The 21,509-nt window shown below is 66.2% G+C and carries 18 protein-coding genes and 1 tRNA gene; 7 read left to right on the forward strand and 12 right to left on the reverse strand.

Annotation, left to right across the window (positions count from 1 at the left end; all coding sequences use genetic code 11):
* Positions 1-70 precede the first annotated feature (70 nt).
* The 3 genes from addB (at position 71) to trxA (ending at position 7,122) form a co-directional block, all read left to right on the forward strand.
* The gene (gene addB, locus HAP54_RS11395; protein WP_166300041.1) at positions 71-3,217 is read left to right on the forward strand and encodes a double-strand break repair protein AddB; all 3,147 of its coding nucleotides are present in this window, start codon (positions 71-73) and stop codon (positions 3,215-3,217) included.
* Positions 3,211-6,687 (forward strand): double-strand break repair helicase AddA, encoded by a 3,477-nt coding sequence (gene addA / locus HAP54_RS11400; RefSeq protein WP_166300043.1) that lies wholly within the window; start codon positions 3,211-3,213, stop codon positions 6,685-6,687. The genes addB and addA overlap by 7 nt, the downstream gene beginning before the upstream one ends.
* 114 nt (positions 6,688-6,801) lie before the next feature.
* Positions 6,802-7,122 (forward strand): thioredoxin, encoded by a 321-nt coding sequence (trxA, locus tag HAP54_RS11405; protein WP_016847387.1) that lies wholly within the window; start codon positions 6,802-6,804, stop codon positions 7,120-7,122.
* Between the two features lie 230 nt (positions 7,123-7,352).
* On the opposite strand, the gene HAP54_RS11410 is transcribed toward trxA, so the two are convergent.
* The 10 genes from HAP54_RS11410 to rpsA all read right to left on the reverse strand — a co-directional run bounded on the left by HAP54_RS11410 (position 7,353) and on the right by rpsA (position 17,567).
* Complete coding sequence (locus tag HAP54_RS11410; protein WP_166300045.1) at positions 7,353-8,093, reverse strand: metallophosphoesterase family protein; 741 nt, start codon at positions 8,091-8,093, stop codon at positions 7,353-7,355.
* Between the two features lie 144 nt (positions 8,094-8,237).
* Positions 8,238-9,482: a bifunctional folylpolyglutamate synthase/dihydrofolate synthase gene (locus HAP54_RS11415; RefSeq protein WP_414646218.1), complete on the reverse strand. Its 1,245-nt coding sequence runs from the start codon at positions 9,480-9,482 to the stop codon at positions 8,238-8,240.
* A gap of 95 nt (positions 9,483-9,577) precedes the next feature.
* Entirely contained in the window at positions 9,578-10,519 is a 942-nt protein-coding gene (accD, locus tag HAP54_RS11420) for an acetyl-CoA carboxylase, carboxyltransferase subunit beta (RefSeq protein ID WP_166300049.1), read from the reverse strand.
* 104 nt (positions 10,520-10,623) lie between these two features.
* Positions 10,624-11,460, reverse strand: coding sequence for a tryptophan synthase subunit alpha (gene trpA, locus HAP54_RS11425; protein WP_166300051.1), 837 nt, complete (start codon positions 11,458-11,460; stop codon positions 10,624-10,626).
* Positions 11,457-12,674 (reverse strand): tryptophan synthase subunit beta, encoded by a 1,218-nt coding sequence (gene trpB / locus HAP54_RS11430; RefSeq protein WP_166300053.1) that lies wholly within the window; start codon positions 12,672-12,674, stop codon positions 11,457-11,459. The genes trpA and trpB overlap by 4 nt, the downstream gene beginning before the upstream one ends.
* A gap of 118 nt (positions 12,675-12,792) precedes the next feature.
* Positions 12,793-13,494 (reverse strand): phosphoribosylanthranilate isomerase, encoded by a 702-nt coding sequence (locus HAP54_RS11435; RefSeq protein WP_166307705.1) that lies wholly within the window; start codon positions 13,492-13,494, stop codon positions 12,793-12,795.
* Positions 13,495-13,570: 76 nt separating this feature from the next.
* On the reverse strand, positions 13,571-13,957 hold the full coding sequence (locus HAP54_RS11440) for a LapA family protein (protein WP_166300055.1): 387 nt from the start codon (positions 13,955-13,957) through the stop codon (positions 13,571-13,573).
* Positions 13,958-14,044: 87 nt separating this feature from the next.
* Positions 14,045-14,371, reverse strand: a complete 327-nt coding sequence (locus HAP54_RS11445) for an integration host factor subunit beta (protein ID WP_029082476.1) — start codon at positions 14,369-14,371, stop codon at positions 14,045-14,047.
* A 174-nt stretch (positions 14,372-14,545) separates the two neighbouring features.
* Positions 14,546-15,523: a signal peptide peptidase SppA gene (gene sppA / locus HAP54_RS11450; protein ID WP_166300057.1), complete on the reverse strand. Its 978-nt coding sequence runs from the start codon at positions 15,521-15,523 to the stop codon at positions 14,546-14,548.
* A gap of 334 nt (positions 15,524-15,857) precedes the next feature.
* On the reverse strand, positions 15,858-17,567 hold the full coding sequence (gene rpsA / locus HAP54_RS11455) for a 30S ribosomal protein S1 (RefSeq protein ID WP_029082478.1): 1,710 nt from the start codon (positions 17,565-17,567) through the stop codon (positions 15,858-15,860).
* A 485-nt stretch (positions 17,568-18,052) separates the two neighbouring features.
* On the opposite strand from rpsA, the gene HAP54_RS11460 reads away from it, so the two are divergent.
* Positions 18,053-18,226 (forward strand): hypothetical protein, encoded by a 174-nt coding sequence (locus tag HAP54_RS11460; RefSeq protein ID WP_166300059.1) that lies wholly within the window; start codon positions 18,053-18,055, stop codon positions 18,224-18,226.
* A gap of 83 nt (positions 18,227-18,309) precedes the next feature.
* On the opposite strand, the gene cmk is transcribed toward HAP54_RS11460, so the two are convergent.
* Both cmk and aroA read right to left on the reverse strand, forming a co-directional pair.
* Positions 18,310-18,939 (reverse strand): (d)CMP kinase, encoded by a 630-nt coding sequence (cmk, locus tag HAP54_RS11465; protein ID WP_166300061.1) that lies wholly within the window; start codon positions 18,937-18,939, stop codon positions 18,310-18,312.
* On the reverse strand, positions 18,936-20,273 hold the full coding sequence (gene aroA, locus HAP54_RS11470) for a 3-phosphoshikimate 1-carboxyvinyltransferase (protein WP_166300063.1): 1,338 nt from the start codon (positions 20,271-20,273) through the stop codon (positions 18,936-18,938). The genes cmk and aroA overlap by 4 nt, the downstream gene beginning before the upstream one ends.
* 146 nt (positions 20,274-20,419) lie before the next feature.
* Here aroA and HAP54_RS11475 point away from each other — a divergent pair, with 146 nt between their 5' ends.
* The 3 genes from HAP54_RS11475 (at position 20,420) to HAP54_RS11485 (ending at position 21,437) form a co-directional block, all read left to right on the forward strand.
* Positions 20,420-20,827, forward strand: coding sequence for a TIGR02300 family protein (locus tag HAP54_RS11475; RefSeq protein WP_029082481.1), 408 nt, complete (start codon positions 20,420-20,422; stop codon positions 20,825-20,827).
* A gap of 95 nt (positions 20,828-20,922) precedes the next feature.
* Positions 20,923-20,998, forward strand: a tRNA-Ala gene (locus tag HAP54_RS11480).
* Positions 20,999-21,197: 199 nt separating this feature from the next.
* Positions 21,198-21,437, forward strand: a complete 240-nt coding sequence (locus tag HAP54_RS11485; protein WP_166300065.1) for a GIY-YIG nuclease family protein — start codon at positions 21,198-21,200, stop codon at positions 21,435-21,437.
* The last annotated feature ends 72 nt before the right edge of the window (positions 21,438-21,509 follow it).

The raw sequence follows: 21,509 nt of genomic DNA on the forward strand, positions 1-21,509 counted from the left end.
CTGATCCACAGGGGTGGCTAACGATGGCCGCGGCTCCCTATATTGGCGCCTGACCCGAATCAGGCAGCCCATGCGCGTTTTCAGCGTTCCCGTCTCTGCGCCGTTCCTGCGCACCGTCATCTCGGCGCTGGTCGAGGGACGGTTGGTCGCGGGATTCGACGCGCGCAATGACCCGGCAAGGCTTGCCAACGCCACGCTCTATCTGCCGACCCGCCGCGCCGGACGGTTGGCGCGCGAAATCTTCCTCGATGTACTCGATTCCGACGCCGCGGTATTGCCGCGCATCGTCGCGCTCGGCGAGATTGATGAGGACGAGCTCGCCTTCGCCGATCAAGGCGACGACGTCGGCGGCGCCGCGCCGCTGGAGATCCCGCCAAGGCTCGGCGAGCTCGAGCGCCGGCTGACATTGGCGCATCTGGTCGCGGCCTGGGCGAAGACGCCGGTGTCGGCGCCGCTGGTGGTCGGCGGTCCTGCCTCGACGCTGCAGCTCGCCGGCGACCTGGCGCGGCTGATGGACGACATGGTGACGCGCGGCGTCGACTGGCGCGAGCTCGACCGCCTGGTGCCGGACCAGCTCGACGAATACTGGCAGCACTCGCTCGACTTCCTGCGCATCGCGCGCGACGCCTGGCCGAACTACCTCAAGGAGATCGCACGGATCGAGCCGGCGGCGCGCCGCGATCTGCTGATCGAGGCAGAGGCTGCTCGGCTCACCGCGCATCACGCCGGCCCGGTGATCGCGGCCGGTTCGACCGGCTCGATGCCGGCGACGGCAAAATTCCTCCACGCGGTGGCCAAGCTTCCGAACGGTGCGGTGGTGCTGCCCGGGCTCGACACCGATCTCGACGAGGAGTCCTGGGACACGATCGGCGGCGAGCGCAACGACGAAGGCCGGTTCACGACGCCGCCCTCGTCGAACCACCCGCAATTCGCGATGCACGCGCTGCTCGACCGCTTCGGCATCAAGCGCCGCGATGTCGAGAGCCTTGCTCAGCCTACGCCGCTCGGACGCGAGGTGCTGGTGTCAGAGACGATGCGCCCGTCGACGGCGACCGCGCAGTGGCACGACCGGCTGGAGCGGCCCGAGATCATCGCGCGGATTTCCGCCGGGATGACCAACCTCACCGTGGTCGAGGCGCCCAATCCGGAGATGGAAGCGCTGGCGATCGCGGTCGCGATGCGCGAGGCGCGGCATCTCGGCAAATCGGCCGCCCTGGTGACGCCGGATCGCGCGCTGGCACGGCGCGTGATGGCCTCGCTGACGCGCTGGAAGCTCGAATTCGACGATTCCGGCGGCGATGCGCTGATGGAAACGCCGGCCGGCGTGTTCGCCCGCCTCACCGCCGAGGCCGCGGCCAAGGGGCTGGAGCCGCCGACATTGCTCGCGCTGCTCAAGCATCCGCTGTTCCGGCTCGGCGGCGCTCATGGCGCGCTGAAACGCGCGATCGAGGTGCTGGAGATCGCGCTGTTGCGCGGCACGCGGCCGCAAGCCGGGACCAGTGGACTGGCGCGCGACTTCGCGCGCTTCCGCGCCGAGCTCGTCAAGCTGCACGGCGGCGAGACCTCGTCGCTGCACAAGATGGAGCCCCGCGCGCGGTTGCGGGACCGCGACCTCGATCAGGCACAGGCCCTGATCGAGAAACTTCAGGTGGCACTGGCGCTGCTCGAAGGTATGGCCTCATCAAGGCCCTACGATTTCGCCGAGCTGGCAGCGCGCCACCGCGAGGCGCTGATCGCGCTGTCGGCCGACCAGAACGGCGTTGCCGTCGTATTCGAGGAGCGCGCCGGTGCGTCGCTGGCGTCCGCCTTCGACGAGCTGCTCGCCAAGCAGCAGCCGAGCGGGCTGATGACGCCGCTCGCCGATTATCCCGAGGTGTTCCAGACCGCGTTTGCCGACCGCATGGTGCGGCGGCCGGAATCGGCGCGCGCGCAGCTCAATATCTACGGCCAGCTCGAGGCGCGCCTCACCGAGTCGGATCGCGTCATCCTCGGTGGTCTGGTCGAGGGCGTCTGGCCGCCGGCGCCGCGGATCGACCCCTGGCTGAGCCGGCCGATGCGGCATGAGCTCGGGCTCGATCTCCCCGAGCGGCGCATCGGCCTCTCCGCACACGACTTTGCGCAGCTGCTCGGCCATGACGAGGTGATCCTCACCCACGCCGCCAAGGTCGGCGGCGCGCCGGCGGTTGCTTCGCGCTTCCTGCATCGGCTGGAAGCTGTTGCAGGCGAAGCGCGCTGGAAGGCAGCAACCTCGGCCGGCGAAACCTACGTGCAATATGCCGCCGAGCTCGACCGGCCCGACAAGGTCGAGCCGATCCCGCAGCCGGAACCGCGGCCGCCGCGCGAGGCGCGGCCGCTGAAAATGTCGGTTACCGCGATCGAGGACTGGCTGCGCGATCCCTACACGATCTACGCGCGCTATATCCTACGGCTCGATCCCCTCGATCCCGTCGACATGCCGCTGTCGGCGGCCGATCGCGGCTCGGCGATCCACGAGGCGCTCGGCGAGTTTACGCAGGTCTATGCCGACGCGCTGCCCGCCGACACCATGCGCACCCTGCGCGAGATCGGGGCTAAATATTTTGCGCCGCTGATGGAGCGGCCCGAGGCACGCGCGCTGTGGTGGCCGCGCTTCCAGCGCATCGCGGCCTGGTTTGCCGAATGGGAGCAGGCCCGGCGCGGTGGTATCGACGCAATCAAGGCAGAGATCCGCGGCGAGATCGGCATTCCCCTCGACGACGCGAGGACGTTCGTGCTCTCCGCGCGCGCCGACCGCATCGAGCGGCGCGACGACGGCAGCTTTGCGATCCTCGACTACAAGACCGGCCAGCCGCCGACCGGCAAGCAGGTGCGCATGGGCCTGTCGCCGCAGCTGACGCTGGAGGCCGCGATCCTGCGCGAGGGCGGCTTTGCCGAGATTCCGGCCGGCTCCTCGGTCGGCGACCTCGTTTATGTCAGGCTCAGCGGCAACAACCCGCCGGGCGAGCAGCGTTCGCTGGAGCTGAAGATCAAGACCAACGACACACCGCAACCGCCCGATGAAGCCGCCGACAGCGCGCGGCGCAAGCTGGAAGCCTTGATCCGTGCGTTCGACGACGAGCAGCAGGCCTACACCTCGTTGAATCTCTCGATGTGGGCGAACCGCTACGGCGCCTATGACGACCTCGCGCGCATCAAGGAATGGTCCGCGGCCGGCGGACTGGGGATCGAGGAATGGTGAAGGCGCCCCGCCCCATTCCATCAGCGGTGCGCGATGCGCAGGCGCGCGCCTCCGATCCGAAGGCGTCGACCTTCGTGTCGGCCAATGCCGGCTCGGGCAAGACGCATGTGCTGGTCCAGCGCGTGATCCGCCTGTTGCTGTCAGGCGTGCCGCCGGAAAAGATCCTCTGCATCACCTTCACCAAGGCCGCCGCGGCCAACATGGCCGAGCGCGTGTTCACGACGCTCGGGCATTGGGTGACGCTCGACGACACCGCGCTCGATGCCGCGATCCGCGAGGCCGGCATCGCGCATCCATCCGCCACGCTGCGGCGCGAGGCAAGAAAGCTGTTTGCCTGCGCGCTGGAGACGCCCGGCGGATTGAAGGTGCAGACCATCCACGCGCTGTGCACCCGCCTGCTGCAGCAGTTTCCGTTCGAGGCCAACGTGCCGGCGCGCTTTGCCGTGCTCGACGACCGCGACCAGAACGAGATGATGGAACGCGCCAATCTGGCGGTGTTCCTGGAGGCCTCGCGCAATCCCGACAGCGCGATCGGCCGCGCACTGATGACGGCGATGGCGAGCGCGGCCGACGTCACCTTCAAGGACGTGGTCCGCGAGGCCTGCCTCAGCCGCGATCATTTCATGGCCTGGACCGATGCCGCCGGCAGCGCTGCGGCCGCCGCCGCGCAGATGTCGGCGGCGCTCGGCGTCTCCTCCGACGATCGCATCGAGGATGTCGAGCGCGAGATCGTCGACGGACCGAACCTGCCGCGGTCGGGCTGGCGGGAGATGGCGACGCTTCTCGACACCAGCAGCAAGGCGGATCAGAAGCAGGCAGAGCGGCTGCGGAGCGCGCTGAATTTCACCGGTGCAGCCCAGGTCGACGAATATCTCGGCGTCTTCCTGACCGATGACCGCGCGCCGCGCGCGTCTGTCATCACAAATAACTTCATCAAGAAGAATGCTGTCGCGGGCCACCGGTTCGAGGCGGAGGTCGACCGTCTCGGTCCGCTGATCGAGCGCCGCCGCGCCGTGGTCGCGCGCGACCGCACCGAGGCGCTGATCCACATCGCGACCTCAGCCGCCGCGCATTACCGGCGCGAGAAGTTGGAACGCGGCCTGCTCGACTATGACGATCTGATCGACAAGACGCTGGCGATGCTCGACCGCGTCTCCTCGGGCTGGGTGCATTACAAGCTCGACCGCGGCGTCGATCACGTGCTGATCGACGAGGCGCAGGACACCAGCCCGCGGCAATGGGACATCGTCGCGCACATCATCTCGGAATTCACCTCCGGCGCCGGCGCGCGCGACGGCCTCGTGCGCACCGTGTTCGCGGTCGGCGACGAGAAGCAGTCGATCTTCTCGTTCCAGGGCGCTGCGCCGCGCGAATTCGACCTGCGGTGGCGCGAGCTGAAGCGGCGGTTCGAGGAGGCCGGGCTGAAATTCGATCCGGTGTCGTTCACCTATTCGTTCCGCTCCGGACCGGTGATCCTGCATTCGGTCGACCATGTGTTTCGCGAGCAGGAGATCTTCCGCAGCATTCATGCGGTCGAGAACGGCTATCCGATCCACAATGCGATGGCCGACGCCGGTCCCAGCCTGATCGAGCTCTGGGATCTCGCTGTTGCCGATGACCGCCAGGACATCGAGGGTTGGCGTGCGCCGTTCGACGGCGTCTCGGTGACCAGCCCCGAGGTGAAGCTTGCGCGGCGCATCCAGGCCGAGATCAAGCGCCTGGTCACGAGCGGCACCATGACCGGCAGCGTCGGTGCGCGGCGGCCGTTGCGTTACGGCGATATGCTGATCCTGGTGCGGCGGCGTGGCAACGCTTTCGACGCGGTGATCCAGGCGCTGAAGCACGCCAACATCCCGGTCGCGGGCGCCGACCGGCTGAAGCTGACCGAGCACATCGCGATCATCGACCTGATGAACCTCGCCGACGCGCTGCTGCTGCCGCAGGACGATCTCGCGCTCGCGGTGGCGCTGAAGAGCCCGCTGTTCGGCGTCGATGACGACGACCTGTTCAAGCTGGCGTACCAGCGCCGCGGCTCGCTGCGCGAGGCGCTGGCCGCGCAAGCCCCGGCCGACGAGCGATTGTCGTCCGCACTGCGCCGCCTCGAACAATGCGAACGCCGCTTCACTCAGGAGACACCATTCGCGTTCTACGCTTGGCTGCTCGGCGGCGATGGCGGGCGGGCGCGCATCCTGCGCCGGCTCGGCCACGAGGCCAATGACGCGCTCGACGAATTCCTCGAGCTCGCGCTGAGCTATGAGCGCAAGGCGCCGGCCTCGCTGCAGGGCTTTGTCGCCTGGCTGCGCGCCGCCGACACCGAGGTGAAGCGCGACATGGAGATTTCGCGCGACGAGGTCCGCGTCATGACCGTGCACGGCGCCAAAGGCCTCGAAGCGTCGGTCGTGTTCCTGGTCGACACCACGACCTCGCCGTCGGACACGCAGCGGCTGCGGCTGATCCATCTGCCGCAGGGCAACGCCGCGCCGAACGCACCCGGCGTCGTGGTGTGGGCCGGCAAGAAGGCCGAGGATCCGCCCGGCGTCGCCGATGCGCGCAGGGCGATGCTCGGCGACACCGAGGACGAATATCGCCGCCTGCTCTATGTCGCGATGACGCGTGCGGCCGACCGGCTGATCGTCGGCGGCTGCATGCCGGGCAACATGAACACGGTGCGGAAATCCTCCTGGTACGATCTGATCACCAAGGGGCTCGCCAATGCCGGGCTCAAGCTCGAGGAGATCGAGACGCAGGCCGGCAAGGTGACGCGCTATTCGCGGCCCGACGACGTCGCCGATCTCACGGGTGCTGCTGCGGCAACGGCCGCGGCGCCGGTCGCGCTGCCGTCCTGGCTGCGGACTGCGGCCGCACCCGAAGCTTCCGCCGCGGGCGTGCTGCGCCCGTCCGATCCGGCTGATGACGACAGCCATCCGATACGAACCGGCGAATCGGTGCTGTTGCGCGCCCGCGCCCTGCAGCGCGGGACGCTGGTGCATCGCCTGCTGCAGTCGCTGCCCGACGTTGCCAGCGAGCGGCGGCGCACGGCCGCGCTCGGCTATCTCGCGCGCAATGCCGATGGCTGGAGCGAGGCGGAGCAAGCCGCACTTGCCGAGCAGGTGCTCGGCCTGATCGCCGATCCGCGCTTTGCCGCCGTGTTCGCGCCCGGCAGCCGCGCGGAGGTCTCGATCGTCGGGCGGCTGGAGCGGCCCGGCCAGCCGAAGGCGCTGGTCTCGGGTCAGATCGACCGGCTGGTGGTGACGCCAAATGACGTCCTGATCGTCGATTTCAAGACCAACCACGCCCCGCCCAAAACCGCCGCCGAGGCCCCGCGGGGCTATATCCGGCAGCTCGCGCTCTACCGCGCAGTCCTCGCCAGGCTTTATCCCCAGCTACCCATAAGGGCGGCGCTGCTTTGGACCGAAACACCTGAAATCATGGAGATTTCCGCCCCCGCGCTGGACGCCGGGCTGGCATAAGATCATGTCGGCGTGAGCGAGCTTGACCCGGCAAGGGGGCGTTCATAGGTTTGCCCCATGCTCCCGGGCGCGATTCTCAACCGCCCTTTTGTCTCAACCGAACGAGGTATTCCGATGGCCGTTGGCAAGGTTTCTGACGCCGATTTCGAAGCCGAAGTGCTCAAGGCGACCGGGCCGGTGGTCGTCGACTTCTGGGCCGAGTGGTGCGGCCCCTGCCGCATGATCGCGCCCGCTCTCGATGAGATCTCCGGCGCGATGGGCGACAAGGTCAAGATCGTGAAGCTCAACGTCGACGAGAGCCCGAAGACCGCGTCGAAGTACGGCGTGATGTCGATCCCGACCCTGATGATCTTCAAGGGCGGCGAGATGGCGTCCCGTCAGGTCGGCGCCGCTCCGAAGGCCAAGCTGCAGCAGTGGATCACCGCTGCGGTCTGATCCGTTTCGAATTAGCTGATTTGCGAAACGGCCGGCGTCATGCTGGCCGTTTTGTTTTGTGCGAGACCAAATCTCAATCCGTCATGGCCGGGCATAGCCGTCCAAAGGACGGCGTCGCTTCCGCTCGCCTACGCCCGGCCATCCATCCGCTTCGGAAAGTGCTCTTGCGAAGAACGATGGACACGCGGGTCAAGCCCGCGTGTGACGAATGTTCCACGTGGACAAGCGGACTACCTGATCCATCCCGTCGCCAGCGCCGAGGCGAGCTCGGCTTGGCCGTGCTGCCGCGCCAGCGCTGCCATCGCCGCGTGATCGTACGGGATATGTCGGAAGGTCACGTCCCAGTCGCCATCAACCCGTTCAAGGATCGCGTAGCGCGCATCGGGCGAACCGGCTTCGACGACATGCGGATGCGGCTTGCCGGCGCGATAGCCGGGCGAGCCGACGCTGCCGGGATTGACGATCAGCCGGCTGTCGCTCAGCCGTACGGCGCGGGCGATATGGGTGTGTGCGCAGAGGATCAGCGATTGCCTCACGCCGGCGGCCCTCGCCTCGATCGTCTCAAGCGTGGACATCAAGACCTCGCCACCCGGCAGCACCGTGTCGAGCCAGTAGGTCTCGTCATCTTGAGGCGTTGCGTGACAGAGGAAAACCTCGTCGCGATAGATCGCACTCGCCGGCAGCGTGCGCAGCCAGTCGAGATGCCGCGGCTCAAGCTGGGTGTAGGTCAGTCGCTCCCATGAGCCCATTTTCTCGTGCGGACGGTCGATCAGATAGCGATCATGATTGCCGAGCAGATGGACGGCATCGAGCGCCATCAGCATATCGATCGTCGGCCGGGCGTCGAGCGGCCCGCTCACCATGTCGCCGAGATCGACGATGTCTGAAATTCCCTGGGCGCGAATGTCCGACAGCACGGCTTCAAGCGCGAGATGGTTGCCGTGGACGTCGGCGATCGCAGCAAAACGCATGGTGTCAGTCGTCCCCCTTGCGTGCCCCGGACGCGGCGCAGCACGCAGTGGTGCGCTGCTGAGCCGGGGCCCATTGTGTCGAGATGGGTCCCGGCTCTGCGGAGCATCGCTGCGCGCTGCACCGCGTCCGGGCCTCGAGATTGATTAAGCAGGAGGCGTGCCGTTGGCGGCAAGCACCGGGCCGGCGAGGTACAGCGAGCCGGTGATCAGGATGCGCGGCGGCACCTCGTAGGCCAGCGTGGCGAGCCGTTGCAGCGCGGCGTCGACGCCACCAGCGATCTCGACACGCATGCCGAGCGCACGCGCGGCGTCCGCCAGCTTGTCAGGCGCCATGCCGTTGTCGCGGCCGGGCACCGGGACCGCGATGATGTGGCGCGTCAGTCCGGCGAAATTGGCGAGGAAGGCATTGGCATCCTTGTTGCCCATCATGCCCGCGATCACGACCAGCGGCCGCGACACCCGCTCCTCGAGATCGCCGAGCGCTGCGGCCACAACGCGGCCCCCCTCGGCATTGTGGCCGCCATCGAGCCAGACCTCGGAGCCCTGCGGCCCCTGGCAGACAAGCGTGCCGGAGGCCAGCCGCTGCATCCGCGCCGGCCATTCCGCATTGACGATGCCGGCCTCATAGGCGGCGATGTTGAGCTTGAACGTGTCGATCGCCCGCAATGTCGCGATCGCAAGGCCGGCATTGTCGAACTGGTGCCGTCCGAACAGTTTTGGCGCGGCGAGATCCATCAAGCCGCGCTCGTCCTGATAGACCAGCCGGCCGCGCTCGACGCCGACATGCCATTGCTGGCCGGCGGCATGCAGCGGCGCGCGCATGCGGTTCGCTTCCGCCTCGATCACCGCCATCGCTTCCGGCGCCTGCTCGGCAGAGATCACCGGCACCTTGCGCTTGATGATCGCGGCCTTCTCGCCGGCAATCGCCGTCAGATTGTCGCCGAGGAATTCCATGTGATCCATGCTGACCGGCGCGATCACCGAGGCGAGCGGCGTCTCGACCACATTGGTCGAATCCAGCCGGCCGCCGAGGCCGACCTCGAGCAACGCGACGTCGGCCGGATGCTTGGCGAACAGGCAGAACGCCACCGCGGTTTCCATCTCGAAGATGGTGACGGGATTGCCGGCATTGATGCGCTCGCAATCCTCGAACGTCGCGCGCAGCTCATCGTCGCCGACAAGCTTGCCGCCGCCGACGGCACCGAGCCGGTAGCACTCGTTGAGCCGCACCAAATAGGGCGAGGTGAAGACGTGCACGCGCAGGCCTGATGCTTCCAGGATCGCGCGCAGATAGGCGATGGTCGAGCCCTTGCCGTTGGTGCCGGCGACATGGATTACCGGCGGCAGCTTGCGCTCGGGATGATCGAGCCGCTCCATCAGGCCGCGCATGCGATCGAGGCTGAGATCGATGCGCTTCGGATGCAGCGCCGATACCCGCGCGATCAACGCCTCGAACGAGGGTTGCGATGGGGCGGCGCTTGCGGTCACGCGTGCGGCGCGGCCGGCACCGTCTCCGGCGCCGTGACGATCTGGGCCGGCTCGGTGACGGCGACGGTGGGCTTGGAGGCGGTTTCAAGCGCCGGCGACTTGGTCAGCAGGCGGCACAGCCGCGCCAGCGTGCCCTTCATCTCGTGGCGGTGCACGACCATGTCGACCATGCCGTGCTCGCGCAGATATTCGGCGCGCTGAAAGCCTTCCGGCAGCTTCTCGCGGATGGTCTGCTCGATCACGCGCGCGCCGGCAAAGCCGATCAGCGCACCGGGCTCGGCAATCTGGATGTCGCCGAGCATCGCATAGGATGCGGTGACGCCGCCGGTGGTCGGATTGGTCAGCACGACGATGTAGGGCTGCTTCGCCTCGCGCAGCATCTGCACGCCGACCGTGGTGCGCGGCATCTGCATCAGCGACAGGATGCCTTCCTGCATCCGCGCGCCGCCGGAGGCGGCGAACACGATGAAGGGCGACTTCTTCTCGACCGCGAGTTCGAGCCCGCGCACCATCGCCTCACCGGCGGCCATGCCGAGCGAGCCGCCCATGAAATCGAAATCCTGCACCGCGACCACGACGCCGGCGCCTTCGAGCTTGCCGTAGCCGACCTTGATCGCGTCGTTCAGCCCGGTCTTGGTGCGGGCGTCCTTGATGCGGTCGACATACTTTCGCTCATCGCGGAATTTCAGCGGGTCCGCCGTCACCTCGGGCAGCGCGACGTCGAACCAGGTCTCGTTGTCGAAGACCGACTTCAGCCGCGCCACCGCGCCCATGCGCATGTGGTAGTTGGAGCCGGGGATCACGAACTGGTTGGCCTCGACGTCCTTGTAGAACACGAGCTGCCCGGAATCCGGACACTTGATCCAGAGGTTCTCAGGCGTCTCGCGGCGCAGGATGTTGCGGATCTTTGGCCGGACGACGTTGGTGAGCCAATTCATGGTTCGCTCCGAAATGCGGGTCGGTCCCGCACCAGCTGGATATATGGCGGGCCGGGCGAACCCGGCAAGCCGCCGTCGGCGGCCTTGTTGCCGCAAAATGTGGCTTATTCAGCGGCCTGTTTGGCGCCCCGGACCCCCTGCGCCAGCGCCGACACTAAATCGGCCACCGCGGGCACGGTCTTCGGCGTCGCGCGGCCCTCGGCATCGAGGCTACCCCGCACCACGTCGACGATCGCGGTGCCGACCACGGCGCCGTTGGCGTTCTCCGCGATGGCGCGTGCCGTTTCCGGGGTGCGGATGCCGAAGCCGACGCAGACCGGCAGCCTGGTGTGGCGCTTGATGCGGGCGACGGCTTCCGAAACCGCGTTCGAATCGGCAGTCGCAGCGCCGGTGATGCCGGTGATCGAGACGTAGTAGACAAAGCCCGAGGTGTTGGCGAGCACCGCCGGCAGGCGCTTGTCGTCGGTGGTCGGCGTCGCCAGCCGGATGAAGTTCAGCCCGGCCTTCATCGCGGGGATGCAGAGCTCGGTGTCTTCCTCCGGCGGCAGATCGACGATGATCAATCCGTCGACGCCGGCTTCCTTGGCATCGGCCAGGAAGCTGTCGACGCCGTAGATGTAGATCGGATTGTAGTAGCCCATCAGCACGATCGGCGTGGCATTGTCGTCCTTGCGGAAGTCGCGGACCATCGCCAGCGTCTTGCGCAGCGTCATGCCACCCTTGAGCGCGCGCAGGCCGGCGGCCTGGATCGACGGGCCGTCGGCCATCGGATCGGTGAAAGGCATGCCGATTTCGATGACGTCAGCGCCGGCCTTCGGCAGCGCCTTGAGGATGGCGAGCGAGGTTTTCGCGTCGGGATCGCCGGCCATCACGAAAGTGACGAAGGCGGAGCGGCCCTGCTGCTTCAGCGCGGCGAAACGTGCGTCGATACGGGTGGTCACTTCTTCCTGCCCTTCAAGATGTCGCCGACCTGCGGCACGTCCTTGTCGCCACGGCCCGAGAGGTTGACCACCATCAGGTGATCCTTCGGCCGCTGCGGCGCGAGTTCGGACAGTTTCGCGATGGCGTGCGCGGATTCCAGCGCGGGGATGATGCCCTCCAGCCGCGACAGCAGCTGGAATGCGGCCAGCGCCTCCTCGTCGGTCGCCGAGAGATATTTCACGCGGCCGGTCTCGTGCAGCCAGGCGTGCTCGGGGCCAATGCCGGGATAATCGAGGCCCGCCGAGATCGAATGCGCTTCCTCGATCTGGCCGTCGGCGTCCATCAGGAGATAGGTGCGGTTGCCGTGCAGCACGCCGGGACGGCCGCCGGCGAGCGAAGCCGCATGCAGCTGCGTCAGTCCATGACCGGCCGCCTCGACGCCAAAAATCTCGACCGAGGGATCGTCCAGGAACGGATGAAACAGGCCCATCGCATTGGAGCCGCCGCCGATGCAGGCGACCAGCGAGTCCGGCAGGCGGCCCTCGGCCTCCTGCATCTGCTTGCGCGTCTCGTGGCCGATGATCGACTGGAAGTCGCGCACCATCATCGGATAGGGGTGTGGACCCGCCACCGTGCCGATGCAATAGAAGGTGTTGTGCACGTTGGTGACCCAGTCGCGCAGCGCGTCGTTCATCGCATCCTTCAGCGTGCGCGCGCCCGACTGCACCGGGATCACCGTGGCTCCCAGCATTTCCATGCGGATCACGTTCGGCTGCTGCCGCTCGACGTCGACCGCGCCCATATAGACCACGCATTCGAGCCCGAAGCGCGCGCACAGCGTCGCCGTCGCCACGCCGTGCTGGCCGGCGCCGGTCTCGGCAATGATGCGCTTCTTGCCCATGCGGCGCGCGACCATGATCTGGCCGAGCACGTTGTTGACCTTGTGCGAACCGGTGTGGTTGAGCTCCTCGCGCTTCAGATAAATCTTCGCGCCGCCGAGATGCTCGGTGAGCCGTTCGGCGAAATACAGCGGCGACGGCCGGCCGACATAGTCCTTCAGATAGACGTTCATCTCGGCCTGGAACGCCGGATCGGCCTTGGCGTCGGCATAGGCCTTTTCGAGATCGAGGATCAGCGGCATCAGCGTTTCCGCGACGAAGCGTCCGCCGAAAATGCCGAAATGCCCGCGCTCGTCGGGACCGCTGCGGAAGGAATTGGGCAGGTTAGGATTCATCGAACCATCAGTTCTTCTGGCCGCGTCGCGGCTGTTTCCACTCCCTCGCCCCGCTCTTGCGGGGAGAGGGTTGGGGTGAGGGGTTTCTCCACTTGCTCGATCATCGTTGCGGCGCCCCTCACCCGCCCGCGCGTTGCGCGGTCGACCTCTCCCCGTGAACGGGGAGAGGTGAGGACGGTTGGGTTGCGCGTGCGGCGCGGATGAAGGCGCGGATCAACTCAGGATCCTTGACGCCGGGCGCGCGCTCGACGCCCGACGAGACGTCGACCCCGCCGGCGCGGGTGACGCGGACAGCTTCAGTGACGTTCTCGGCATTGAGCCCGCCGGAGACCATGTAGGGCAGCGCGAGATCGAGATTTTCAAGCACGTGCCAGTCGAAGGGCGCGCCGAGGCCGCCCGGCCGCGTGGCATCCTTCGGCGCGCGGGCGTCGAACAGAATGCGGTCGGCGACGCTGGCATAGCCCGGCAGCGGGGCGAGGTCGGCTGCGGTCTCGACCGGCAGCGCCTTCATCAGCGGCAGACCGAATTTCTGCTTGAGATCACGCAGCCGCGCCGTGGTCTCCTTGCCGTGCAGCTGCAGGATATCTGGCCGCAGCGTCTCGATGATGTTCTCGATGGTGGCGTCGTCGGCATCGACAGTCAGCGCGACCTTGACGGCGCGGCCCTTGGCCTGCTTGCCGAGCTCGCGCGCGGTCTCGAGGCTGATATGGCGCGGCGACGGAGGGAAGAACACGAACCCGACCATGTCGGCGCCGCCCTCAAGCGCGACGTCGAGCGTCTCGCGCGTGGACAGGCCGCAGATTTTGACGAGCAGGGGCATGGTCTCGAAACGGGTCTTCAAAACGGGTTTTCGGGCGGCCGGAACCGGGGTGCACCCCAGTCCGACGGGGCGGGTTCTACAACGTCGCGCCCTGCTTGTCTCGCCCATTGGGCCCGTAAAACCCTGATAGGGCCGGCGCCGGGCGGCGCTGCGCGTCGTCCCGGGAGGCGGCGGCCCTGAGGTCGGCGAGCTCCGAGCGGACGTGGCGGGCGGCGGCCTCGTGCTGCCGGGCCGCGCGGCGCCAGCGCCCCTGCCTGAACCAGGTCGCGATGCCGCCCGCGAGCACGCCGAGGATCGCGGAGACGATGATCACGACGAACAGCGGCAGTGTGACCGCAACCACAGGCGTCACAGAGTTGAAGGGATCGAACGACACCGTCACCCAGTGACGGTTGGCGACCGCAAAGATGATGAAGATCAGTCCGAGCGGAATGACGACCACTGCCGTGAAGAACTTTCGCATGACCATCTCTCGCAGCGATGGAGACAGTGCGGGCAGATCGCCCGCAACACGGCAACGCGTGACGCCGCGCGTTAGGCGTCGGCCTTGTTAGGCGTCAGCTTTGGGCGCGTCGACCTTGGAGGCTTCCGCGTCGGCGTCGCGATTGAGGCGCTCGCGCATTTCCTTGCCGGTCTTGAAGAACGGCACGCTCTTCTGATCGACCGGCACATGCTCGCCGGTTCGCGGATTGCGGCCGGCGCGCGCCGGCCGATGCTTCACCGAGAATGCGCCAAAACCGCGCAGCTCGACGCGGTCGCCACGCGCCAGCGCCGCGACGATTTCATCGAGAATCGCATTCACAATGTTCTCGACATCCCGCTGATAGAGGTGCGGGTTGTGCTCGGCGATACGCTGAACAAGTTCGGATTTGATCATCGAAAATGGGATCCGGGCTCTTGCGGAGACCCATTTCCGTGAAAATGCCGTGCACTGTCAAGACGCTAAATCGATTTAGAGCGTCGTGAAATCACGTGACAAATAGCCCAATTGGGGCATGCGGCGATTCCCGCAGAGCGGGAATACCCTGATGAGTACGCGTTTGACAGCTGGCTAGTCGGTTCCCATCGGGCTCCACAGTGCCAGCATGCCATCGAGCCCGAATCGATCGACCGCCTGGGCCACGCCGCCCTGCTCGATCCGCCGCGCGAAGCCGCCGAGGCCGAACGCATCGAGTGTCACGGACGCCGCCGTGCGCAGGAAGGTCAGGTCGCTGAATCGCGGATTAAGCTTGTAATTGCGCACCGGCAGGTCGCTTTTGACCTTCTTCTCCGCAACCAGCCAGGCGATCGCGGTCTTCTCGTCCCCGAGCTGATCGATCAGCTTGAGATCGACCGCCTGCCGGCCGGTGAAGACGCGACCGTCAGCGACCTTCTCCAGCAGGGCGTCATCCATGCCGCGCCGTTCCTTCACCAATCCACGGAACCATGCATAGGAGTCCTTGACCAGGCCGTCGATCGCGGCTCGGGCCTCCGGGCTGGTCGGCTCGAAGCCGTTGGGCGCCGCCTTCAGCGGCGAGGATTTGATCTCCTCCATCTTCACGCCGACGGTCTTGAGCAATTCGGACACGTTCGGAAACTGGAAGAGCACGCCGATCGAGCCGACCAGCGAGGTCTGCTGGGCGACGATATGATCGGCGGCGATCGCCGTGATGTAGCCGCCCGAGGCCGCCAATCCCTCGACCACGACGACGAGCGGCTTCTTCGCCTTCAACTGCGTGAGCGAGTCGTAAAGCTGCTCGGAGCCCGCGGTGGTACCGCCAGGCGAATTGATATGCACGACAACAGCCGCATAGCTCGACTTGCCGAGCCGCTCCAGCGCCTCGACGCGCTCCTGGTCGCTGCGGATCAGTCCGTCGATACTGACGCGTGCGATCGCGTTCGAGGTCGCAAAGGTGCCGCGCCCGCCGGCGGCGATCACGCCAACGCCTACGATGGCCGCGATCGCAATGACCGCAGCAGCGACGCGCCAGAACGTCAGCTTGCGCCTGATCCGGCGGCGGTCGACGATCACGTCTGAATCCAGCGACATCCGATCTCTCCAGAAATGCAGCGCGCAATCCGCGCCTTTTGCAGTCGCAGCGTCACTATCAGCTTAGCCAAATACATCAATTGCGACGCAATATGAAGAAAACAAGGCCCCAACCTCCCCTTGAAAAGGGAGGTCGCTTTGCTCGCGAGAGCAAAGCGGGTGGGGATCTGCTCCCTCCACATACAGTGTCGGTCGCGGCTGACCCCCATCCCGACCTTCCCCCTTTCAGGGGAAGGAGAAGACAATTTCGCTCCACTCCATCCGGGCTACGGGACCAACAAAAAAGGCCCCGGCTTTCGCCGGGGCCCCAATCGTCCATCTGATCGAACGAGCCTTACTTGTCGGTGCCGCGGTTCTTCAGCGCGGTGCCGAGGATGTCGCCGAGCGTCGCCCCCGAATCGGAGGAGCCGTACTGCGCGATGGCTTCCTTCTCCTCGGCGACTTCGAGCGCCTTGATCGAGACCTGCACCTTGCGGGCCTTCTTGTCGAACTGGATGACGCGGGCATCGACCTTCTCGCCGACGGCGAAGCGTTCGGCGCGCTGGTCGTTGCGGTCACGGGCCAGCTCGGACCGCTTGATGAAGGTGGTGAACTCGGTGCCCGAGATCCGGACCTCGATGCCGCTCTCCTTCACTTCGAGCACTTCGCAGGTCACGACCGCGCCCTTCTTGACGTCGCCCGGCTCGGCGAAGGGGTCGCCTTCGAGCTGCTTGACGCCGAGCGAGATGCGCTCCTTCTCGACATCGACATCGAGCACCACGGCCTTGACCATGTCGCCCTTCTTGAAGTTGTCGATGACCTGCTCGCCCGGAAGCTTCCAGTCGAGGTCGGAGAGATGGACCATACCGTCGACATCGCCGTCGAGACCGAGGAACAGACCGAACTCGGTCTTGTTCTTGACCTCGCCTTCGACAGTCGAGCCGACCGGGAACTTCTCGACGAAGACTTCCCAGGGATTGCGCATGGTCTGCTTGAGACCGAGCGAGATACGGCGCTTGACCGAATCCACTTCCAGCACCTGCACTTCGACTTCCTGCGAGGTCGAAACGATCTTGCCGGGGTGCATGTTCTTCTTGGTCCACGACATCTCGGAGACGTGGATCAGGCCTTCGATGCCCGGCTCGAGCTCGACGAACGCGCCGTAGTCGGTGATGTTGGTGACGCGGCCGGTGAAGCGGGCACCCAGCGGGTACTTGGCTTCGATGCCCTGCCACGGATCATCCAGCAGCTGCTTCATGCCGAGCGAGATGCGGTGCGTCTCGTGGTTGATCTTGATGATCTTGACCTTCACCGTCTGGCCGATGGTCAGCACCTCGGTCGGGTGGTTGACGCGGCGCCAGGCGATATCGGTGACGTGCAACAGGCCGTCGATGCCGCCGAGATCAACGAACGCACCGTAATCGGTGATGTTCTTGACCACGCCGTCGATCACCTGACCTTCTTCGAGGTTCTGCACCAGCTCCTGGCGCTGCTCGGCGCGGGTCTCTTCGAGAACCGTGCGGCGCGACACCACGATGTTGCCGCGGCGGCGGTCCATCTTGAGGATCTGGAACGGCTGCGAGTTGTTCATCAGCGGCGCGACGTCGCGGATCGGACGAATGTCGACCTGCGAGCGCGGCAGGAAGGCCACCGCACCGTCGAGGTCGACCGTGAAGCCGCCCTTGACCTGGTTGAAGATGACGCCGTTGACCTTTTCGTTGTTCTGGAACGCCTTCTCGAGCTTGCCCCAGCTTTCCTCGCGGCGCGCCTTGTCGCGCGACAGCACGGCTTCGCCGAGCGCATTCTCGATGCGGTCGAGGAACACCTCGACTTCGTCACCGACCTTCAGATCGCTTTCACGGCCGGGGCCGGCGAATTCGCGCAGCGCGACGCGGCCTTCGGTCTTCAGGCCGACGTCGATGACGGCCATGTCCTTCTCAATTGCAACCACCTTGCCCTTGATGACCGAGCTTTCCTGCAAATTGCCGCCGGCAAAGGACTCATCAAGCATCGCCGCGAAGTCGTCGCGGGTCGGGGTATAGGAAGACACAGTATTCGAAGCCATTTGTTCTCCAGCGCGGGATTCTTGCCGGCCGTTCGGGTTGATGGGCGCACCGCGCGTGAAGTGTCAGGGTTCCGCAAACCCTGACGACCGCTTGTTGCAGGAGGCGCAACAGCGGGCCGGCAGCATGACTGCACGTTCGGTACGTTTGAATTGTCCGGAGCCTGAAACGAAAATATCGACTTCAAGACCTGGGAGCGGGCGTTCCTCCAGATGCGGCGAGGGCTAAAACCCGGCGCCGGCCCGCTCAGACACGGCCTCGACATGGTCGATGGCGCTCCGAACGGCGCTGATATAGCCCCGGAGGTCATTTTGGGCAAGCTGGAAATGCCCGATTTACGGGCGCTTAAGGCTGATCGCGCCCGCGGCTGCGCCTCAACGCCTTGTTGACCGCATCGCGCGAAATGCGGCGCAGGAGGGTCGCCCTGGAACCCGCCCTTAAGCAGCCCCCCACTACGATGGCACCGCTAAAAACAGGGGGACTAACAATGAAAAGCTTTGTGGTGCTGGCGGTGTTTGCCGTCCTGAGTATTGGAAATGCCGTCGCCGCGCTGCCTGGCGCCGTACCGGCCGGGCCCGCCGCTTCGGCCCAGTCGGTGCAGCCGCTTCTGACCATGGCCGAGCAGGAACTGCCGTTCGACCGCTACTGGTCCAAGAACTGATCCAACTGATCCAACTGGTCCACGCCGGACCCGGAGCGCGATGATCCCGTCATCGCGCTTTTTCTTGTCCGAGCCTCGCCGGATCAGCGCCTGGCGCGCGCCTGCTCGACGATCGCGATGGCGGCGCGGACGCCGGCCTCGATGTCGAGATTGGAATTATCCAGCGTGTGGGCGTCCGTCGCAGGCCGCAATGGCGCAATCGCCCGGTTCTTGTCACGATCATCGCGCTTGAGAATGTCGGCGAGCACCGCTTCCTCGTCGGCGTCCTCGCCGCGGGCACGCGCCTCCAGCGTGCGCCGCCGCGCCCGCACCCGGGGGTCGGCGACCACGAAGATCTTCACGTCGGCATTCGGACAGATCACGGTGCCGATGTCGCGCCCATCGAGCACCGCACCGGGCGGATCGGCGGCGAATTGGCGCTGGAAGTTCACCAGCACCTCGCGCACCTCGGGAATCGCCGACACCACCGAGGCGGCATCGCCGACCTTCTGGGTCTTGAGGATCGGATTGCCGAATTTTTCGGGATCGAGCTCGAGCGCCGCCGCCACCGCCAGCACCTTGTCGCCGAGATCGGCACCGGCTTCGATCATGGCATAGGCCACCGCGCGGTAGATCACGCCGGTGTCGAGATGGCGATAGCCGTAGTGGTGGGCGAGCCGTTTGCCGAGCGTGCCCTTGCCCGAGGCGGCGGGTCCGTCGATGGCGATGATCATGCGAAATCAGCTCCGAGCGCGCGCATCATCGGAATGAAATCCGGAAAACTGGTGGCGATGAAGCCGGTGTCGTCGATCTTGACCGGCCGATCGGACGCGCAGCCCATCACCAGCGCCGACATCGCGATGCGGTGGTCCATATGGGTCGCGACCAGGCCGCCGCCCGGCACATGGCCGCGGCCCTCGACGATCAGGTCGTCGCCGGACACTTCGACCTTGACCCCATTGACCCGCAGCATGTCGGCGGTGGCTTCAAGACGGTCGGATTCCTTGACGCGCAGCTCCTGCAGGCCGCGCATGATCGTGGTGCCCTCGGCGAAGGCGGCCGCAACCGCCAGCACCAGATATTCGTCGATCATCGACGGCGCGCGCTCCGGCGGCACCTCCACGCCCTTCAGCTTCGAGGCGCGCACGCGCAATTGCGCCATCGGCTCGCCGGCATCGCCGCGCACATCGCTCTCCTCGATCGAGGCGCCCATTTCGCGCAGCGTGGTGAACAGCCCGGTGCGCAGCGGATTGGTCATCACGTCGGAGAACACGACGTCCGAGCCTTGGACGATCAGCGCCGCCACGATCGGGAACGACGCCGAGGACGGATCGGCGGGCACCACGACGCCGGCGCCGTGCAGCTCGGGCTCGCCGTTCAGCGTGATCCTGCGGCCGTGGCTGCCTTCCTTCTCCGAGGAGATCTCGGCACCGAAATGCTTCAGCATCAGCTCGGTATGGTCGCGGCTCGCCTCCTGCTCGATCACGGTGGTGACACCGGGCGCGGACAGCCCCGCCAGCAGCACCGCGGACTTGATCTGGGCCGAGGCGACCGGCGTCTTGTAGACGATCGGCACCGGATAGCGGGCGCCATGCAGCGTGAGCGGCAGCCGGCCGCCCTCCCTGATGTCGCTAGTCCGGGCGCCCATCAGTTCCAGCGGGTCGAGGATGCGGCGCATCGGCCGCGTGCGCAGCGAGGCGTCGCCGTCGAAAATGGCCGCGATCGGACAGCCGGCCACCGCGCCCATCACCAGGCGGCAGCCGGTGCCGGAATTGCCAAAATCGAGCGCGGCTGAGGGCTGGGCGAAGCCGCCCACGCCTACGCCTGCGACCGACCAGGTAAACGGGGCCGTCCGCTCCACCTTGGCGCCCAATGCGCGCATGGATTTGGCGGTATTGAGGACGTCCTCGCCCTCCAGGAGGCCGGAAATGCGGGTTTCGCCTACCGAAAGCGCCCCCAGGATCAGGGCACGGTGGGAGATCGATTTATCGCCGGGAACGCGGACTTTGCCGGCCAGGGGGCCGCAGGCGCGCGATTCCAGCGGGGTCGGGATGTCAGAATGGGCCAAGATTGTGTCCTCTCGCGCCGCGGCAGGTATCACATAGGCAACACCGCGTCACGCGCCCGTCACTTGCGCGCAAACCGCTATTGACAGCGGCGGCTCAACTAGCCAAGTGAAGCACCGTTTTTCAGCAAAATTCTGGGATGACCACGTTGGCCAAGTCCGAGCTCGGAACCAAGCGTATTTGCCCGACCACGGGCAAGAAGTTCTACGACCTCAACAAGAATCCGGTGATCTCGCCCTACACCGGCGAGGTCGTGCCGATCGCACCCGTGGCCCCGCCGAGAGGCCGTGGCGCCACCGTCAGTTCGCCTGCGACCGCCGCCGAGATGCCCGAGGCGGCCGAGACCGAGGAATTGGTCTCGCTCGAGGAGGCCGATGCCGAGGAGAACACCGGCAAGGTCAAGGCCGTGGTTCCCGAATCCGAGGACGATATCGAGGTCGATGAGACCATCGATGACGATGACGACGACGATTCGACCTTCATCGCCGACGAGGAAGAGGGCGATGAGGACGTGACCGACATCATTGGTGACGTCGGCGGTGATGAAGAGACTTGAGATCGGCGCCGATCTATGATCAACGGTGCTGCCGCGCGAGTCGCTTAGGCCGCGCGGGCCGGGATTGATCCCCCAGGGTCATCCCAACTGGATAAGGGGCCATAGCTCAGCTGGGAGAGCGCTTGCATGGCATGCAAGAGGTCGGCGGTTCGATCCCGCCTGGCTCCACCACGCTTCGCCCTTCGGGCTACGCGTGACTGTTTCAATCCCCCACTTTATCAATCTGTCCTGCAGCGATAGCCTACATCGCCCGGCCACGCGTGGCGCAGCCACGAGTTGCCTGAAGGGCGAAGCGTGGTGTCCGGCGTAGCCCCAAGGGCGAAGACGGACTGCCAAGGGTTCTAATCCCCACCGGCTCCAGTGGATGCGAATGTGGTACGTCTACATCATCCGCAGCATCAACTTCCCTGATCAGGAATATGTTGGCGCCACCGAGGATCTGAAACGGCGGATTCCCGAGCATAATGCCGGCAAATCCACGCACACCTCAAAATTCAAGCCGTGGCAACTCGTTTGGTACTGCGCATTTCCCGACAAGTGCAAAGCCCTGGCATTCGAGAAATACCTTAAATCCCACAGCGGCCGCGCCTTCACCAAGAAGCGCCTCTGACCGCCCCCTGCTCCCCCAGCTCCACATTCACCCCGTCGCGCACCGCGACGATCCTTCATCGCCAGCTGCTAT

This window comes from Bradyrhizobium sp. 2S1 (assembly GCF_011516625.5).
GTDB classification, from domain to species: Bacteria; Pseudomonadota; Alphaproteobacteria; order Rhizobiales; family Xanthobacteraceae; genus Bradyrhizobium; species Bradyrhizobium septentrionale.

What these genes read in the sequence shown, in the direction of transcription:
- HAP54_RS11485 (WP_166300065.1), top strand. Translation starts at nt 21,198, where the DNA reads ATGTGGTACGTCTACATCATCCGCAGCATCAACTTCCCTGATCAGGAA.
- HAP54_RS11435 (WP_166307705.1), bottom strand. Translation starts at nt 13,494, where the DNA reads ATGCCCCTGCTCGTCAAAATCTGCGGCCTGTCCACGCGCGAGACGCTC.
- HAP54_RS11440 (WP_166300055.1), bottom strand. Translation starts at nt 13,957, where the DNA reads ATGCGAAAGTTCTTCACGGCAGTGGTCGTCATTCCGCTCGGACTGATC.
- trpB (WP_166300053.1), bottom strand. Translation starts at nt 12,674, where the DNA reads ATGAATCCTAACCTGCCCAATTCCTTCCGCAGCGGTCCCGACGAGCGC.
- accD (WP_166300049.1), bottom strand. Translation starts at nt 10,519, where the DNA reads ATGAATTGGCTCACCAACGTCGTCCGGCCAAAGATCCGCAACATCCTG.
- trxA (WP_016847387.1), top strand. Translation starts at nt 6,802, where the DNA reads ATGGCCGTTGGCAAGGTTTCTGACGCCGATTTCGAAGCCGAAGTGCTC.
- addB (WP_166300041.1), top strand. Translation starts at nt 71, where the DNA reads ATGCGCGTTTTCAGCGTTCCCGTCTCTGCGCCGTTCCTGCGCACCGTC.
- HAP54_RS11460 (WP_166300059.1), top strand. Translation starts at nt 18,053, where the DNA reads ATGAAAAGCTTTGTGGTGCTGGCGGTGTTTGCCGTCCTGAGTATTGGA.
- HAP54_RS11415 (WP_414646218.1), bottom strand. Translation starts at nt 9,482, where the DNA reads ATGCGCGGCCTGATGGAGCGGCTCGATCATCCCGAGCGCAAGCTGCCG.
- HAP54_RS11445 (WP_029082476.1), bottom strand. Translation starts at nt 14,371, where the DNA reads ATGATCAAATCCGAACTTGTTCAGCGTATCGCCGAGCACAACCCGCAC.
- addA (WP_166300043.1), top strand. Translation starts at nt 3,211, where the DNA reads ATGGTGAAGGCGCCCCGCCCCATTCCATCAGCGGTGCGCGATGCGCAG.
- cmk (WP_166300061.1), bottom strand. Translation starts at nt 18,939, where the DNA reads ATGATCATCGCCATCGACGGACCCGCCGCCTCGGGCAAGGGCACGCTC.
- sppA (WP_166300057.1), bottom strand. Translation starts at nt 15,523, where the DNA reads ATGTCGCTGGATTCAGACGTGATCGTCGACCGCCGCCGGATCAGGCGC.
- HAP54_RS11410 (WP_166300045.1), bottom strand. Translation starts at nt 8,093, where the DNA reads ATGCGTTTTGCTGCGATCGCCGACGTCCACGGCAACCATCTCGCGCTT.
- rpsA (WP_029082478.1), bottom strand. Translation starts at nt 17,567, where the DNA reads ATGGCTTCGAATACTGTGTCTTCCTATACCCCGACCCGCGACGACTTC.